Raw genomic sequence first — 17,733 nt, forward strand, 5'->3', positions numbered from 1 at the left:
TAATGGGGAAGCCGTTTTTTATTTTGTTTTATTGGAATATTATTAAATTTATAAGGTATAAACTGTTAATAAAATATCTATCTGCTTTTTATTTTAAATTTACGGATAATAAAGCAAATAATGGTGATTTTATCTGCTTGAACTTAAAAATACTCTATTTATAATTTTTCCATCTAAAATTGCTACATCAATAATTTCTCTATATAAAATTACTGCATCTAAAATTTTATATAAAAACTTTTTACTCTAATTAATTGAAAATACGGACTGATGTTTTCAATTATATCATTACTATATAGTTATAAATTTTTCTCAAATTGTGTTAATTTTATGTTATAGTTATATTATAAATTACAAGGAGGATATATGATTTTAGTTAAAAATTTAAAGAAGGATTTTGGAAATAAAGTCGCTGTAAATGATATTAGTTTTGAAGTTAAAGATGGTGAAATACTTGGATTTTTAGGACCTAATGGTGCTGGTAAAACAACTACAATTAGTATGATTGTTGGATTATTGGAACCTACAAGTGGCATAATAGAGGTTAATGGGATAGATGCTATTAATAATTCTTATGAATCTAAGAAGAAAATTGCATTTTTACCTGATAATCCTGAAATTTATGAAAATATGTCTGGCAGAAAGTTTGTAACATTTGTTGCAAATATTTATGGAATGGATAAAGATAGTAGAGATGCTAAAATTGAAGAACTAGCTAAAAAATTTGGATTACAGGATGATATAGATGCATTGATTTCTACATATTCTCATGGAATGAAACAAAAAATCGCATTAATTTCCGCATTAGTTCATGATCCAGAAGTATTAATTTTAGATGAACCTATGGTTGGACTTGATCCTCAATCGGCATTTAATTTGAAAGAATTAATGAGGGAAAGATGTAATAGAGGAAAATCTGTATTTTTCTCATCCCATGTTATGGAAGTTGTGGAAAAAATTTGTGACAGAATTATAATTATTAAACATGGTAATATTATCGCTCAAGGTACTATTGAACAATTGAAGCAACATTCAAATTATGAAGGGGATCTTGAAAAATTATTCTTGGAGTTGACAAATGACTAATATTTTACAATTATTAAAAAAGGATTTTGGATTTTATTACACATTTAAATCCATATTTAAGGATAAAAAGGCGAGAAATAAGTTACTTGGTGGTGTTTTTGGTTTTGCTATTATAATTTTTTATTTATATCTTGCACAAGTCGCATTACTTAATGTTTACGATTTATTTTTAGAAAAAGGATTAGCTGATGAGCTAATAGTATTATCACAATTTGCATTTTTATTTTTAATACTTGTGTTTTTCACTACTACAATTATTAGTAAATTTTATTACTCAAATGATATAAAAATATTGTTGAGATTGCCGATAAAATCAGAAGAAATAATGACAAGTAGAATTATATTTTATGCTGTAAGCTCTTTATTTTATGGTATATTGATTTCATTTCCTATAATATTAAAAACTGGATTATATTTGAATAAATCAATTATATTTTATATTTTATCTGTTGTAGTTTTATTTTTGATATCACTAATTTTAATTAACATTGTTACATTAATAGTTGTTTATGTAATGAAGTTTATAAATAAAAGTGCAACATTGAAAAATATGCTTAAATATGTAGCGTATATATTATTTTTCGCAATGGTTATAGGAATACAATTTGCGTTTCAATTTTTTGCTAAAGAATTGAATGAATCTGTACTTCTAGAAAGAGTTGGGAATGCAAAAAGTACATTATTAAATGTTTTTCCACAAATAAGATTAGGTACAAATGTTTTAATGTCCGATAATATTCTTACTTCAATATTGAGTTTGATAGTTTTGATTGTTATAGCTGCAGTTACAACATTTATAACTGTTACATTTGGAAAAAAAGCGTTAGTTTCAGGTATATTAAACGTAAATAGTTCTAAGAGTAAGAAAATAAAATTAAGTAAATCAGATATTAATAATACATCAACATTGAGACTTATTTACAGAAAAGAATTAAAAAACATTTTTGGAAATGCGATCTATTTAATTAATAAAGTTACGTTTGGATTAATTATGACAATTGCTTTCGGAATTCCTTTTTTAACAAATTCAGAATTTAATGTTGTTCAAAGTATTAATGATTTACACAATAAGATTGCTTTAATTAAGAATGGAAATATTTTATTAGTAACTGGTGCAATTATGATTGTAACGGATTTTACTTTATTTGCATCAAGTGGATCAGAGCTTACATCTTCTACATTTAGTAGGGAAGGAAAAAATATATGGTTAATGAAAGTGCTTCCAATTTCTGCTAAAGATCAAATTTTAGGAAGATTATTAGCATCATCAACACTTATAATGATCGCTACATCTCCACTTGTTATATTGATAAATTTTATTGCAAGATTTAAACTTTATATAATTATTGGTTCACTAATTTCTATGTTTATAACATCAATGTTTGCTAGCGCAATTACATTCATACCTGGAATTTTATGGCCATATACAAATTGGGATAATCCTAATCAAGCTGTTAAAGGTGGAAGATCAATAATTCCTTCAATTGGAATAATATTACTTACAATAGCCCTTGTAATTATAACTGTTGTTTCATTAGGAATAGATACTATTCTTTTCAGTGACTTTGTGTTTTTATATCCAATATTTTGGAATATGATATTTGCTATTTTGGGATATGTATTTTATAAATTAGATTTAAAATTGTATAAAAAATATTTAGTAAGAATGGGAAAATAATATGAAATTTAAGATAGTAGATTCAAATTTAAAATATGATAATATAACTGTTGATGAATTTGAAGAAATTGATGAAATTTTGACTTATAAAAGTTGGAAGAATGACATACTTATATTACATTTTTTAGTTTATTCTGAAAAAGAAGATATATATGATGTGAATTTAAGTTTTGATGATAATTTAGAGTACAAGTTATATAGAGTTCAAAAAAATTTAGCATACGATGGAAATTTAACTCCTCCAATATCGCTTGATATTACAAAAGATAGGGTAGAGACTTCTGATATTTTAGTAGAAGATAATAAGGCTAGAATTAAATCAGGAAATTTTCAATCTTTTTATGCTGAAGTGAAAATTCCTTATAAAACAAATTCTGATTTTATATTTAAGGTAAAATTATATAATTCTGATTTAAGTGAATATATAAGTAAAAAAGTTTTAGTTAAAGTTTCACACAGAGATGTAGATTTTGAAAAATATAGTTTTCATTTAGAATTGTGGCAATATCCATATTCTGTAGCTGAATATTACGAAGTTGAACCTTTTTCTAATGAGCACTTTGAAATTTTAGAAAATCATATGAAACTATATTATGATCTGGGTGGAAGAGCAGTAACAGCTACTTTATGTGAAGATGCGTGGGGTGGACAAACTTATAGTAAAAATGAAATTAAGTATCCATCAATGATTAAGTGGTATAAAGATAAAGATAATTTCATATTTGATTACTCTGATTTTGATAAATGGGTAGAGTTTTGTCATAGATTAGATTTAGGTAAAGAAAAAATTATCATTTATGGTATGGCACCATGGCATGAATCATTTACCTATTATGAAAATGAAAAATTAGTTTTTGAAAAATATAACCTTGATAGCGAAAGATATTTTGATATATGGAAAATATTTTTAACAGATTTTTATGCACATTTAGAATCTAAAAATTGGTTTGATATTGCATATATTGGAATAGATGAACGTGGATTTTCTAAAGAAATTTTTGAAATATTATATTCAATAAAAAATTCAAAAGGCAAGAACATTAAAATTTCCGCTGCAATTGATAATTATGCTGAAAATGCAAAATATCTTGAAAATGTTCAAGAAGTAAGTGTTTCAATGATTGAATTTGAAAAAGATAGGAAAAGATATCATAATTTTGTTGAATCTAGAAGAGATAAAGGTTTTGATACTTATTTGTATTCATGTGTAGGTCACAGACCAGGAAATTTCGCATTAAGCGAAAATGCTGAAACTTATTATACAGTTGTATCTGCATCTCTCTCTGATGGATTTTTAAGATGGGCCTATGATGCATGGACACAAGATCCACTTTTAGATTCTACACATTCAAGCTTTGAACCTGGAGATTGTTTCTTAGTATACCCTTCAAATTCTAAAAATAGAAAAACAAATATTTCATTAAGATATCTTAAAATCAAAGAAGGAATTTATGATGCGTATAAAATAAAAAGAATTCAAGAAAGAAATAAAGATCTTTTAGATCAAATAGCAACACGTGTAAAAACAAAATTTTTACCAGGTAGTAAATACCTTTCAAATGTTGAGATAGAAATATTGTTAAATGATATAAATATGATAAAATTAATGTTTTGATTTTTGTATTAAATTTATAAAACTCAAAACTATCTGATGTATATTAATCTGCAGATAGTAGTTTTGAGTTTTTTATTTATTTGAATTTATTTTTGTGATTTCAAGTAAAATTAGTTATGCATTGGAACAGAAAATAAAAATTAAAAAAACTGTTCCAAATTCCTCCTTTAATCAATATAAATTACATTTACTTGTCTCAAATAAAATGAATTGTTAAGCATTGTCATTTATGATAAAATTTAGATATAAGGAGTAGTTTATGAAGGAAAAAATTTATATAACTGGGCATAAGAATCCAGATACTGATTCTATCGCATCTGTGCTTGTTTATGCCGATTTAAAAAATCAGATTGATAAAGAAAATGAATACATTCCTATTAGACTTGGTGAGTTAAATTTAGAGTCTAAGTGGGTTGTTGAAAGATGGGGACAAAAAGCTCCACTTTTAGTTAAAAACTTAAAACAAACTATTGGAGATTTAGGGTTGAGTAAGCCATTAACAGTAAAAGAGGATATTTCTATTTATCAGGCTGCAAATCATTTGCAACCAAGAAATATATCATTTTTGCCAGTGGTTGATGATAATGAAATATTAAAAGGTATTGTAACTCTTTCAAACTTGACAAAATCATATATGGATGTATGGGATGATGAAATACTATGGAGAGCAAATACTAAAGTTGAAAATATAGTTGAAACTATTGCGGGAGATATTATTCATATGCCGAAAAATCCAAATAAATATAATGGAAGAATGTTAGTGTATGCATCTGAAGTTGATGAAGAAGGACACGTGCATGAGGGAGATATCCTAATTGTAGGTAATAGACGTTTGTCACAATTAGAAGCTATTGAGAGAAAAGCTGGTATTATAATTGTAACATCTGGTCATAGAATGCAAAAAGATGTATTGGAAAAAGCTATAGAAAATAATGTAATTGTATTGCAAACAAGATACAATTCATTTATGGTTGCAAGATTAATACCTCAAGCAATTCCAGTATCTTATGTAATGTCAAAGGATAATTTACTTTCTTTTTCTCCTGAAGAATATTTGGAAGATGTAAGTAAGAAAGTTAAAAATACTAGATTTAGAAATTTCCCTGTAGTTGATGAACAAATGCATGTTGTAGGGGAATTAAATAGAAATAATTTACTTTATGATAAAAAGAAAAAGTTGATTTTAGTTGATCATAATGAAAGTAATCAATCAATTGATGATAGAGAAAATGTAGAAATATTGGAAATTATTGATCATCACAGAGTAGCAAATATTACAACAAGTTCACCTGTTTATTTTAGAAATATGCCGGTAGGATGTACTTGTACAATATTAGCTATGATGTATAAAGAAAATGGGATCAAGCCTTCTAAGGAAATTGCTGGTTTAATGGCTTCAGCTATAACTTCTGATACATTACTATTTAGATCACCTACTACAACAGAAACTGATAAGAAAATTTTGTATGAATTAGCAGAAATTGCAGAAATTGATTTAGAACAATATGCATCCGAAATGTTTGCAGCTGGTACATCATTAGAAGGTCAAAGTGCCAATGACATTTTAATGACTGATTCCAAGAAATTTGAAATTCAAGGACAACAAGCAAGAGTTTCTCAAGCGTTTACAACTGATTTACCATCAGTTAATAAATTTATAAAAGATATTAGATCTGAAATGGAAGAAATTAAAGAAAAAGAAAGATTAAATTTCTTCGCATTATTTATAACAGATATATTTAATGAACAATCATTAGTATTTACTGTTGGTGGATTTAATGATTCCGTATCAAATGAATTTGGAGTTGATTTTGATGAAAATGGATACATGGTAAAAGGACTTTTATCAAGAAAGAAACAATTTATACCTTCAGTCACAAAAGCTATCGCAAATGCTTTAAAGGAAGGTTAAAAGAAAATGACTGAATTATATGAAAATTTATATTATAGAACTGATTTAGATGAATCTGTTTATTTATTTAATGAAGGGAAAAACTACGAATCTTATGAGTTTTTAGGAGCACATAAGTATAAAAAGGGCAGAAAAACTTACACGAGTTTTACTGTTTATGCACCAATGGCTAGAGAATTATTTTTAATTGGTGATTTTAATTTTTGGAATGGAACAAATATTCCAATGAAAAATATTAATAATTCCGGTATTTGGAATGTATGTATTGAAAACTTTTTTGAATACTATAATTACAAATATAGAATTATTTCTCAAGATTTTAGAGAAATTGAAAAATCTGATCCTTATGCATTTTATTCTGAATTTAGACCAAATACTGCAAGTAAAGTATTTGATATAAATGGATTTAAGTGGTCAGATTCAAAATTTATGAAAAATAGGATGAAAAGAGATAAATTTCATGAACCAATGTCAATTTACGAATTACATTTAGGTTCATGGATGCGTCATTTTGACAATAATTACTATACATATGATGATTTATGTAAAGTGTTGCCTGATTATGTAAAAAATATGGGATTTACACATGTTGAAATAATGCCTCTTACAGAATATCCTTTTGATGGTTCATGGGGATATCAAGTTACTGGGTATTTTTCAATAACATCAAGATATGGGGATCCAAAAGGATTTATGAGATTGGTAGATGAATTTCATAAGAGGGGAATCTCTGTAATTTTAGACTGGGTTCCAGTTCACTTTACCAGAGATGCTCATGGATTGAGTAAATTTGATGGTAGTGAAGTATTTGAAAAAAATGACGAATATAGATCATCTGTAGAAGGTTGGGGAACTCTTTATTTTGATTTTTATAAACAACAAGTAAAGAATTTCTTAATTTCCTCTGCTTTGTTTTTACTAAAATATTTTCATATTGATGGATTAAGAGTAGATGCAGTATCTGCTATGCTTTATCTAAACTATGGTGGAAAAAATCTTGTTAATGAATATGGTGGACATGAAAATCTTGAAGCAATAGAATTTGTTAAAGAATTAAACTCAGTTGTACATTTATATCATTCTGATACAGTTATGATTGCTGAAGAATCAACAGCATTTCCAAATCTTACAAAGCCTGTATATGCAGATGGTTTAGGATTTGATTTTAAGTGGAATATGGGATGGATGAATGATACTTTATATTACATGGAAAAGGATCCTGCATTTAGAAAATATCATCACGATAAATTGACATTTTCAATTACATACTGCTTCAGTGAAAATTATATTTTACCTTTTTCACATGATGAAGTAGTTCATTTGAAAAAATCTATGATTAATAAGATGCCTGGAGATTATGATACTAAATTTAGAGCTTTAAGAGCATTATATGCTTATCAATATGCTCATCCAGGTAAGAAATTAATGTTCATGGGTGATGAAATAGGTACTTTTGAAGAATGGAATGAAAATAAAGAATTGTCTTGGTCTGTATTAAATTATGAAAATCATAGACAATTGCAAGATTTTGTAAAAAAATTAAATGAAGTTTATAAAAAAGAAACACCACTTCATCAAATTGATGATTCATATGATGGATATAATTGGATTGAATTTGAAAATTCTGATGAAAATATAATTGCTTTTGAAAGAATAGATAGAGATGAAAATAAAATATTATGCTTCTTTAATTTTTCACCAATTTATAGACACAAATACAGATATGGAGTTGATCACAAGGGAATATATAAAATTGTGTTAAACTCTGCACACAAAAATTTTGGTGGAGAAATCCAAAGAAATACACCATTGTATAGTATTGATTATTCAATACATGGTAAGCCATATTCAATAGATATCGATTTACCACCTTATCAAGCACTTTTTGTAAAATTAAGTAAAAAACAAATAGGAGGATAAAATGAGCAAGAAACATAACATGGTAGCTATGCTATTAGCTGGAGGACAGGGAAGTAGACTAAAATCCCTTACTTCAAATACTGCAAAACCTGCAGTTCCATTTGGAGGAAAATACAAAATAATTGACTTTGCTATTTCTAATGCTGCAAATTCTGGTATTGATAATATTGGAATCTTGACACAATATAAACATTTTTATTTAAATGAACATATTGGGTTAGGACAAGCATGGGATTATGATAGACTAAAAGGTGGATTAAAAATACTTTCTCCATATTATACTGAAAAAGGTGGAAGATGGTATAAAGGTACAGCTAATGCGATTTATGAAAATATTGACTATTTAGACAATATTTCTCCTGAATATGTTTTGATTTTATCAGGAGATCACATATATAAGATGGATTATGATAAAATGTTGGAACATCATATAAAAAATGAATCAGACGTAACTATCGCTGTTATGGAGGTTGATTGGGAGGAAGCTTCGAGATTTGGTATTATGAATACGGACGAAAATGATAATATCATTGAATTTGAAGAAAAACCTGAAAAGCCAAAAAGTAACTTAGCATCTATGGGAATATATATATTTACATGGGATGTTTTGAGAAAAGCTCTAATTGAAGACTATAAAAAAGAAGGCTCAACTTATGATTTTGGTAAAGATATTATACCATGCTTATTAAGTGAAAATAAAAAAATGTCTGCATATAGATTTAGTGGATACTGGAAAGATGTAGGTACAGTAAGATCTTATTGGGAAGCAAATTTAGATTTGATAAAGTCGGATAATGAACTTAATATATATGACACTTCTTGGAGAATTCATACTACATCTAAAAATTTACCTCCTCATTTTATTGGTAAAGAGTCACAAGTTAAAAATACATTGGTAAATGAAGCTTGTCAGGTTTTAGGGATAGTAAAGAATTCTGTATTATTTGATCAAGTTACAATTGAAGAAGGTGCTAAAGTATGTAATTCAGTTTTATTACCTGGTGTAAAAGTTCGTAGCGGTGCTAGAATATGTAATACTGTAGTAAATAATGATATAGAAATACCTTCAGATACTATAATAGGTGACTTAAACTCAGACAAAGTATATTTAGTATCAGAAGATGGAATTTCTGAAGAATAGGAGATGCATATGAAAAATTTAATGGCAATAATAAAATCAGGACTTGAGACAACACCTTATGGTCCATTATTAAATACAAGACCAGATTATATGCTTCCTTTTGGAGCTAGATATAGAGTTATAGATATTACATTATCTAATTTATCAGAACATGGAGTGACTAAAGTATTACTTCATGGTGGAAAACATATAAGATCTACATTAGATCATGTTGGTAATGGTAAACATTGGGAAATGGATAAAAGAGAAGATGGTTTAGTTATAAACGCTCCATCAATAGATGAATTTGAAAGTAGAAATAAGAGAATTACATCATATTTGAATTCTCTTACATTTGTAGAGGAAAGTAAGTGTGAAAATATTTATATTGCAAACCCGATGGTTATATCAAAAATAGATGTAAGTGCGGCTTATGACTATTTTATTGAAAATGAATTTGATGTAATGTTTTTATATAGAAAACAAGAAGATATAGAAGGCAGATATCTAAATGCAAGAAAAGTTATTCTTGATAAAAATAATAAAATACAAAATATTGGCATAAATTTAGGTACAGAAAATGTATTTAACTTATTTATGGATCATATTTTGATAAGAAAATCAGTGTTTAAGAGAGTTGTAATAGATGCTCATGAAAAAGATAATGCTGCAACATTAACACAAGCAATAATGAATAATAAGAAACATTTAAACATAGGATTATTTGAAATTACAACTCATGTTGAATACGTAAGAGATTTAAATACATTTTATGAAGCAAATTTAAGTTTATTAAATTCTGGAATATATACTGATCTATTTTTAATGGGTGCAGGAATATTAACTAAAAACAAGGATGAACCTTCAACTCTATATATGGAAGGTAATAAAGTTACAAATTCTGTTATTGCTAATGGTTGTATTTTAGAAGGAGAGATTTCAGATTCAGTATTATTTAGAGGAGTAAAAGTAGGAAAAAACGCTATTGTAAAAAATTCTATTTTATTCCAGGGTGCTGTAATTGAAGATGGTGCTATAGTTGTAAATACAATTGTAGATAAATTGAGTGTAATAAAACAAAATGTTTTTGTGCAAGGTACAAAAAATAATCCTTATGTAGTACCTAAAAAAACAGTATTGGAGAAATAAATGAAAATATTATATGTAACTAGTGAATCTACTCCTTTTATAAAAACAGGAGGATTGGCAGATGTTGCAGGTTCATTACCTAATGCTATAAGAAAAAAAGGACATGATATTAGAGTTGTTTTACCTTTATATTCAAAAATTAAAGAAGAATATAGAAAACAAATGAAATATATTGGATATTATTATGTAGACTTTTCATGGAAACACAAATATTGTGGTGTATTTGAATTAGTACATGATGATGTTACTTTTTACTTTTTAGATAATGAAGATTATTTTAAGAGAAGTAATATTTATGGTGAAAATGATGACTATGAGAGATTTATTTTCTTCTCAAAAGCTAGTGTGATTTTACCTAAATATTTAGATTTTAAATGTGATGTTATACATGCAAATGATTGGCATACAGGACTTGTGCCAGTTTATGTAAATGATTTTAGAGAAGGGGATAGTTTTTATAATGATATAAAAACTTTATATACTATACACAATATAAAATATCAAGGACAGTTTGATAGGAGTATTTTCTTTTCAACTGGTCTACCAGGAAAATATTTAAGTTATAATGACTTAGAGTTTGATTTTGGTATAAATTTCATGAAAGCAGGTATAGTTCATTCTACAAAATTTAATACTGTATCCAAAACATATGCTGAAGAAATAAAGTATGACTTTTTTGGTGAAGGTTTACAAGGAGTGATTAATCACTATTCTTATAAATTATCCGGTATAGTTAATGGGTTAGATTTTGATATATGGGATCCTGAAACAGATAAAATAATTCATAAAAATTATGATTTTAAGACAATAAAAAATAAAGTGCAAAATAAAACTTTTTTACAAAAAAGATTTGGATTACCAGTTAGAGAAGATGTTCCATTAATTGCAATGGTTACAAGATTAACTAAAATGAAGGGAATTGATATTTTAAGATATATTTTTGAAGAATTAATTCAAGAAGATATACAATTTGTTATTCTTGGTACTGGAGAATATGAGTATGAAGAAATGTTTAAATATTTTGAATACAAATATCCAGAAAAAGTAGCTGCAAGGATGTATTTTGATACTAATGAGGCTAATATGATATATGCTGCAAGTGATTTATATATGATGCCTTCTGTATCTGAACCATGTGGTATTTCTCAATTAATAGCTCTTAGATATGGATCATTACCTATAGTTAGAGAAACAGGTGGATTAAAAGATACTGTTTTACCATATAATAAATTTACCGGAGATGGTACAGGATTTACATTTGCCAATGTAAATGCACATGAGTTATTATTTAAAACTAAAGAAGCAGTCGATTTATATTATAATAATAAAAAAAATTTTAAAAAATTAATAAAAAATGCAATGATTTCTGACTTTGATTGGGATAAATCAAGAGATGAATATATATCATTGTACAGGAGTTTATAGTGGAAGAGTTAAGTGCTATTGAGCAAAGAATTCAAGATAATTTATATGAATTATTTGCAAAACAGTTTGATTATGCAAGAGATGGAGAGTTATTTATATCTCTTGCAAATAGTGTAAGACAAATTATTGGAAAGAAATGGTTTGAATCTTATAAAAATGCTAGAAAAGACAAACAAGTCTATCTTTTATCTTTTGAATATTCTTTTGGTAATCAATTATTAAAAAATCTTATTAAATTAGATTTATTAACGGAAGTAAAAGAATTATTTAGAAAGCATAATTTAAATTTTGAAAATATAAAAGATGAAGATATTGAGTTTGCATTAGGTTTTGGAGATTTAGGGATAACTTCAGGAGCCATGCTGGAACTTTTTGCAACTGAAAAACACAATCTTTATGCTTATGGTTTAAGATATAGAAGAGGTATGCTTAAACAAGAAATAATTAATGGGGAACAAGTTGAAAAACCAGATGATTGGAAGGTAAATAAGAATCCTTGGGAACACGAAAAGGGGTTTAGCCATTATGTAAACTTTAGAGATTTCTCTGTTAAGGCAATTCCTTATGATATACCATTATTATCAGATGATGGAAATCATGTTAATACTTTAAGATTATGGAAAAGTTTTTCAATAAATGATTTAGACTTTAAAAAATTTTCTAATGGAGATATTGAAGAATCTTATAACGAGATTAATATGGCAAATTCAATTGTAGAATTTTTATACCCAAGTGAAAGTAATGTAGAGGGAAAGAAATTAAGATTAAGACAAGAATACTTTTTTGCAAGCTCATCTATACAAGATATTTTTAAAAAGTATAAAAAATATGTTGATGATGAAGTTTATAATATTTATAAACATGTAAAAATTCAGGTTCATGACATTCATCCTGTAATTTCAATGCTTGTGTTTATAGATGTATTAATGAGTAAATATGAATTATCATTTGAAAATTCATTAGAAATAGCAAAAAAGACCTTTGTGTTCATGCAATTATCTTTATTACCAGAAACATTTGAAAGCTGGGAATTAAAACTAATTAATGAAATATGTCCAAATATTTTAGATATAATTTATATGTTGGATAAGCATATAAAAAATGAGTTTTTAAATAATAATAAATTTAATTTGCCATTAATTATCATAAAAGATGGCTATGTATGTATGATTAATATCGCTTACTACATTGCTAAAAATGTTGTTACATTAAATAATTCTCATATAGATTTAATTAAGCATAAATTTATGAAAGAGCATTATGAGTTTTATAAGTATAAAATTAATACAATTAATTTTAATTATGATTCAAAACAATATATTAAAGAAATTTATTATGATAAGGACATTGATGAAAACAAATATGCATTACTTACTGGTGACAAATTAAAAGAATTAAAATATGAAAAAAAGCAAAATTTATTGAAGTTCCTTAATATAGATGAAAATTTAGTAAATATAGACTCACCTTTCGTTATGCATATGGGAGTATTCCATGAATATAAAAGACAGATTTTATCTGCTTTAGGTGTTGCTCTTTTATATTATAGATTGAAAAAAAATCCTAATTTAAGTGTTTCAGAAAGAACATATTTCTTTGGTGGTAAATCTTATCCAAATTACTATGTTGCAAAAGAAAATATCAAGTTTATAAATGCACTTGCAAATCAAATAAATAATGATTTATTTATCAAGGATAAAATAAAAATAGTTTTTATAGAAAATTATAATTTGACTAAATCAAGTATAGTTATTCCTGCTGCTGATATTTATCAGAGTTTAGAACTTTTATCAATGCAACTAAAAGATATTTGTATTTTTAAATCATTAGCTACAGGCTCTGCATTTTTAACATGCAAAAGTAATTATCAAAATAAATTTATTGATGATAATAATATAAATAATTATGTATTTGGTGATGATACTGAAACCGTTTTAACAAAAAATAATTATAATTTATATGAATTTTTAAATCACAATAAGGAGATAGAGGATATGTTTAACTTTTATAGATCACTTCCAAAAGAGACATTTCCTTATGATATAAATAAAATTTATAATTCAATATATTATTTTAATGATGAGAATCATATATTTAAGGATTTATTTGAATATGTTTCTGTAATTGAAAAATCAATTGATGATTATACAAATACTTATCAATGGTATAAAACTAGATTAAATGATTGTAAAAATACAATAAAGATTGATGATAAATCATTCTTAAAAAAATATAACGAAATATTGGAGAATTAAATGTTTGAAATTAATAATGAACTGTTAGAAACTAAACTTGGACTATCTTATAGTCCTGAAAAATCAATTATTAGAGTATGGTCTCCTTCTAGAGAATCTATTACATTATGTTTATATGATTCTTATAGTACTCAATCAAAAACTGAATTTAATATGATCAAAGATGAAAATAATGTTTTTGAGATAATATTAGATGGAAATATGGAAGGTAAATTTTACACATTTTTAATTGATGGAATGGAAGTTGCGGATCCTTATTCATTTGCAAGCTCTGCAAATAGCAAAAGAACAGCAATAATTGATTTATCAAAATCAAATCCAGAAGGATTTATAGAACATAAAATACCTTTTAATGATAAGGATAAGGCTATAATTGTAGAAACACATATTGCCGATATTTCCATTAATGAAAATTCCGGAGCAGAAAATAGAGGATTATTTTTAGGTGCTGCTCAAACAGGTACAAAGTATAATAATGTTTCAACGGGATTAGACCATTTTAAGGAGTTGGGTGTTACTCATATACATTTATTACCGGTAACAGATTATTTAACTGTTAATGAATTAAAACCTTTATCGAAATATCCTAAAAACTATAATTGGGGATATGATCAAGAGTTATATAACAATATCGAAGGATCTTTTTCAACAAATCCAAATGATCCATATAGTAGAATAAGAGAATTTAAGACTTTAATTAAAAATTATCATGAAAATGGAATGTCTATTGTAATGGATGTTGTATATAATCATACTTTTAGAACAAGTGATTCTCCGTTTAATGTTATTGAGCCAATGTATTACTATAGATCCGAAAATGGTAATTTTACAAATGGTTCAGGATGTGGAAATGAGTTAGCATCTGAGAGACCAATGGTTAGAAAATTCATAGTAGAATCCCTTTGTTATTTAGCAAGAGAATATAAAATTGATGGATTTAGATTCGATTTAATGGCATTAACTGATATAGATACAATTATGTTAGCTATAGAAAAATTAAGAGAAATTAATCCTAATATTTTAATTTATGGGGAGCCATGGATGGCCTTATCTTCACCACTTCCTTATGATAAGCAAATTGTTATAGGAGCACAAAAAGATAAAAAATTTGCAATATTTAATCCTTTCATTAGAGATAGTATTAAAGGTGATAATGATGGTAGCGTAAAGGGATACATTCAAGGTGAATATTATCTAAATAAGAATATAAAAAATGGTATAATGGGTTCTATTGGATTAGATGCAAATGATGCTTCATCATTTGCGAATCCTATTGAAAGTATAAATTACTTTAATGCACATGATAACCTAATATTTTATGATAAACTTTTAAAATCAAATGTGGCACAAGAAGATATTAAAGATTTAACATATATGGCATTTTCTATAATAATGACAGCACAAGGAATACCATTTTTCCATTCAGGAAACTCATTTTTGAGAACAAAATATATGGATCATAATTCATATGCATCACCAAGTAATATTAATGGTATAGATTGGTCACTAAAGGAAAAGAATTATGACATATTTTTAAAAATTAAAAATTTAATTGAATTACGTAAAAGATTAGGTATATTCAATTATACAACTGCTGAAGATGTAAGAAACAATTTAACTTTTATAAATGGGTTGAAAGATTCAATAATTGCGTTTACAATTAAGAAAGAAGATAAGAAATACTTAATCATTCATAATTTCTCAAAAAATAAAGAAGTTTTATCAATTAATTTAGATAAAATTTATAAATTAAATTTAATTTGGGAAAATGAATTTAAGGATGAATTCGTTAACGAATTTAGTATTAATAGATATTCAACAAATGTCTATAACTTAATAGAGGAGTAAGATATGGATTATAAAGCAAGATATGAAGAATGGCTACATAATGAATTTTTTGATCAAAAAACAAGAGAAGAATTATTAGCTTTAGAAGGAAATAATGAAGAAATTCAAGATAGATTTTATCAAGATTTAAAATTTGGAACAGCTGGTTTAAGAGGTAAAATTGGTGCTGGTACAAACAGAATGAACCAATATACAGTTTCTTTAGCATCACAAGGATTAGCAGATACTATTTTAGAATTTGGTGAAGAAGCAAAGAAAAGGGGGGTAGCTATTTCTCATGATGTTAGACATATGTCAAGAGAATTCGCAAAAATTACTGCTTCAGTATTAGCTGCAAATGGCATTAAAGTATACATTCACAAAGATATTACACCTACACCATTACTTTCATATACAATTAGAAAATTAAAAACTATTTCTGGTGTTATGATTACAGCTTCACACAATCCTAGAGAATATAATGGTTACAAAGCATACTGGGAAGAAGGTTCACAAATCTTAGATAATATTGCTGATAAAATTTTAGGACACATCCAAGAAATTGGAGATTTTAGCAATGTAAAAACAATAGATTTTGAAGAAGGTATAAAAGATGGAATTATTGAATACGTTGATGATTCTGTAGTTGAAAGTTACTTCAATGATGTATTGTCATTATCATTAGAAGATGAAAATATTGATAAATCAATCAAAGCTGTATATTCACCATTAAATGGTACAGGTAGAGAATTAGTAAGTAAAATATTACAAGCTAGAGGATTTAAAAATGTATCTTTAGTTAAAGAACAAGAAATGCCAGATCCAGATTTTACAACAGTTGGATATCCAAATCCTGAAGATCCAAAAGCATTTAAGTACGCAGAAGCATTAGGAAAAGAAAAAGATGCTGAATTATTATTAGCAACAGATCCTGATGCAGATAGAACAGCTTTAGAAGTAAGAAATAAAGATGGAGAATATGTATTCTTAACAGGTAATGAAATTGGTTCATTATTAACATACTACATTCTTTCAAGATTAGATGCACAAGGAAAAATGCCAAAAAATCCAGTAATAGTTAAATCAATCGTAAGTTCAGATTTACCTGATAAAATTGCTAAAAAGTATGGCGTTGAAAGTATGAATGTTTTAACAGGATTCAAAAACATTTACGCACCAGCAAATGAATGGGATAAAACAAATGAAAAGACTTTTGTTTTTGGTTATGAAGAAAGTATTGGATATTCATATGGTACAAATGTAAGAGATAAAGATGCTGTTTCTTCAGCAATGATGATTATGGAAATGGCTGGATTTTTCAAAGCTCAAGGAAAATCTTTACTTGATGTACAACAAGAATTATATAAAGAATTTGGATATCATGGTTCAAAATTGATTTCAATAGTATTAGAAGGATTAGATGGTCAAAAATTAATCAGTAGAATAATGGATGATTACAGAGCAAATCCTATTAAAGAAATTAATGGTAAAGAATTGGTAGAAGTAATTGATTATCAAAATGATAATACTGGATTACCAAAATCAAATGTATTAAAATACATTTTATCAGATGGTTCTTGGTATGTTGTAAGACCTTCAGGTACTGAACCAAAGATTAAGCTATATATTTACTCAAATGCAGAAACTAAAGTAGATGGAGATAAAATGGTTGAAGCAATCTTTGATGCTGCAAACTCTAAAATTTTATCAACTAAATAGTATTACGAAAATGTAAGGAAGGGATTA

Annotated in this window: 11 protein-coding genes; all 11 read left to right on the top strand. The window is 26.5% G+C overall.

Features of this window, described 5'->3' with window-relative positions; genetic code table 11:
• The first annotated feature begins 366 nt into the window (after positions 1–366).
• The 11 genes from ABGF48_RS08090 (at position 367) to ABGF48_RS08140 (ending at position 17,706) form a co-directional block, all read left to right on the top strand.
• Complete coding sequence (locus tag ABGF48_RS08090) at positions 367–1,086, top strand: ABC transporter ATP-binding protein (RefSeq protein WP_408105831.1); 720 nt, start codon at positions 367–369, stop codon at positions 1,084–1,086.
• The gene (locus ABGF48_RS08095) at positions 1,079–2,764 is read left to right on the top strand and encodes a putative ABC transporter permease subunit (RefSeq protein ID WP_408105832.1); all 1,686 of its coding nucleotides are present in this window, start codon (positions 1,079–1,081) and stop codon (positions 2,762–2,764) included. Before ABGF48_RS08090 ends, ABGF48_RS08095 begins: the two co-directional genes overlap by 8 nt.
• Position 2,765: 1 nt before the next feature.
• On the top strand, positions 2,766–4,379 hold the full coding sequence (locus ABGF48_RS08100; RefSeq protein WP_408105833.1) for a DUF4091 domain-containing protein: 1,614 nt from the start codon (positions 2,766–2,768) through the stop codon (positions 4,377–4,379).
• A gap of 259 nt (positions 4,380–4,638) precedes the next feature.
• Positions 4,639–6,291: a putative manganese-dependent inorganic diphosphatase gene (locus tag ABGF48_RS08105; protein ID WP_408105834.1), complete on the top strand. Its 1,653-nt coding sequence runs from the start codon at positions 4,639–4,641 to the stop codon at positions 6,289–6,291.
• A gap of 6 nt (positions 6,292–6,297) precedes the next feature.
• Complete coding sequence (gene glgB, locus ABGF48_RS08110) at positions 6,298–8,211, top strand: 1,4-alpha-glucan branching protein GlgB (RefSeq protein WP_408105835.1); 1,914 nt, start codon at positions 6,298–6,300, stop codon at positions 8,209–8,211.
• 1 nt (position 8,212) lies between these two features.
• Entirely contained in the window at positions 8,213–9,352 is a 1,140-nt protein-coding gene (locus ABGF48_RS08115) for a glucose-1-phosphate adenylyltransferase (protein WP_408105836.1), read from the top strand.
• 9 nt (positions 9,353–9,361) lie between these two features.
• A complete protein-coding gene (gene glgD / locus ABGF48_RS08120; protein WP_408105837.1) occupies positions 9,362–10,480 on the top strand; it encodes a glucose-1-phosphate adenylyltransferase subunit GlgD in 1,119 nt (372 codons plus the stop codon).
• Positions 10,481–11,905 carry a glycogen synthase GlgA gene (glgA, locus tag ABGF48_RS08125; RefSeq protein ID WP_408105838.1) on the top strand — a complete coding sequence of 475 codons (1,425 nt, stop codon included), beginning with the start codon at positions 10,481–10,483 and terminating at the stop codon, positions 11,903–11,905.
• On the top strand, positions 11,905–14,160 hold the full coding sequence (locus tag ABGF48_RS08130; protein WP_408105839.1) for a glycogen/starch/alpha-glucan phosphorylase: 2,256 nt from the start codon (positions 11,905–11,907) through the stop codon (positions 14,158–14,160). The genes glgA and ABGF48_RS08130 overlap by 1 nt, the downstream gene beginning before the upstream one ends.
• On the top strand, positions 14,161–16,008 hold the full coding sequence (gene pulA, locus ABGF48_RS08135) for a type I pullulanase (protein ID WP_408105840.1): 1,848 nt from the start codon (positions 14,161–14,163) through the stop codon (positions 16,006–16,008). It abuts the gene before it with no gap.
• 3 nt (positions 16,009–16,011) lie between these two features.
• Positions 16,012–17,706, top strand: coding sequence for a phospho-sugar mutase (locus ABGF48_RS08140; protein WP_408105841.1), 1,695 nt, complete (start codon positions 16,012–16,014; stop codon positions 17,704–17,706).
• The last annotated feature ends 27 nt before the right edge of the window (positions 17,707–17,733 follow it).

Source organism: Helcococcus bovis (assembly GCF_046035835.1).
Lineage (GTDB): Bacteria > Bacillota > Clostridia > Tissierellales > Peptoniphilaceae > Helcococcus > Helcococcus bovis.

Excerpts from the sequence above, each read along its gene's own strand:
- ABGF48_RS08105 (WP_408105834.1), top strand. The coding sequence starts at position 4,639 with ATGAAGGAAAAAATTTATATAACTGGGCATAAGAATCCAGATACTGAT.
- ABGF48_RS08115 (WP_408105836.1), top strand. The coding sequence starts at position 8,213 with ATGAGCAAGAAACATAACATGGTAGCTATGCTATTAGCTGGAGGACAG.
- ABGF48_RS08100 (WP_408105833.1), top strand. The coding sequence starts at position 2,766 with ATGAAATTTAAGATAGTAGATTCAAATTTAAAATATGATAATATAACT.
- ABGF48_RS08140 (WP_408105841.1), top strand. The coding sequence starts at position 16,012 with ATGGATTATAAAGCAAGATATGAAGAATGGCTACATAATGAATTTTTT.
- glgA (WP_408105838.1), top strand. The coding sequence starts at position 10,481 with ATGAAAATATTATATGTAACTAGTGAATCTACTCCTTTTATAAAAACA.
- ABGF48_RS08095 (WP_408105832.1), top strand. The coding sequence starts at position 1,079 with ATGACTAATATTTTACAATTATTAAAAAAGGATTTTGGATTTTATTAC.
- glgB (WP_408105835.1), top strand. The coding sequence starts at position 6,298 with ATGACTGAATTATATGAAAATTTATATTATAGAACTGATTTAGATGAA.
- ABGF48_RS08090 (WP_408105831.1), top strand. The coding sequence starts at position 367 with ATGATTTTAGTTAAAAATTTAAAGAAGGATTTTGGAAATAAAGTCGCT.
- glgD (WP_408105837.1), top strand. The coding sequence starts at position 9,362 with ATGAAAAATTTAATGGCAATAATAAAATCAGGACTTGAGACAACACCT.
- pulA (WP_408105840.1), top strand. The coding sequence starts at position 14,161 with ATGTTTGAAATTAATAATGAACTGTTAGAAACTAAACTTGGACTATCT.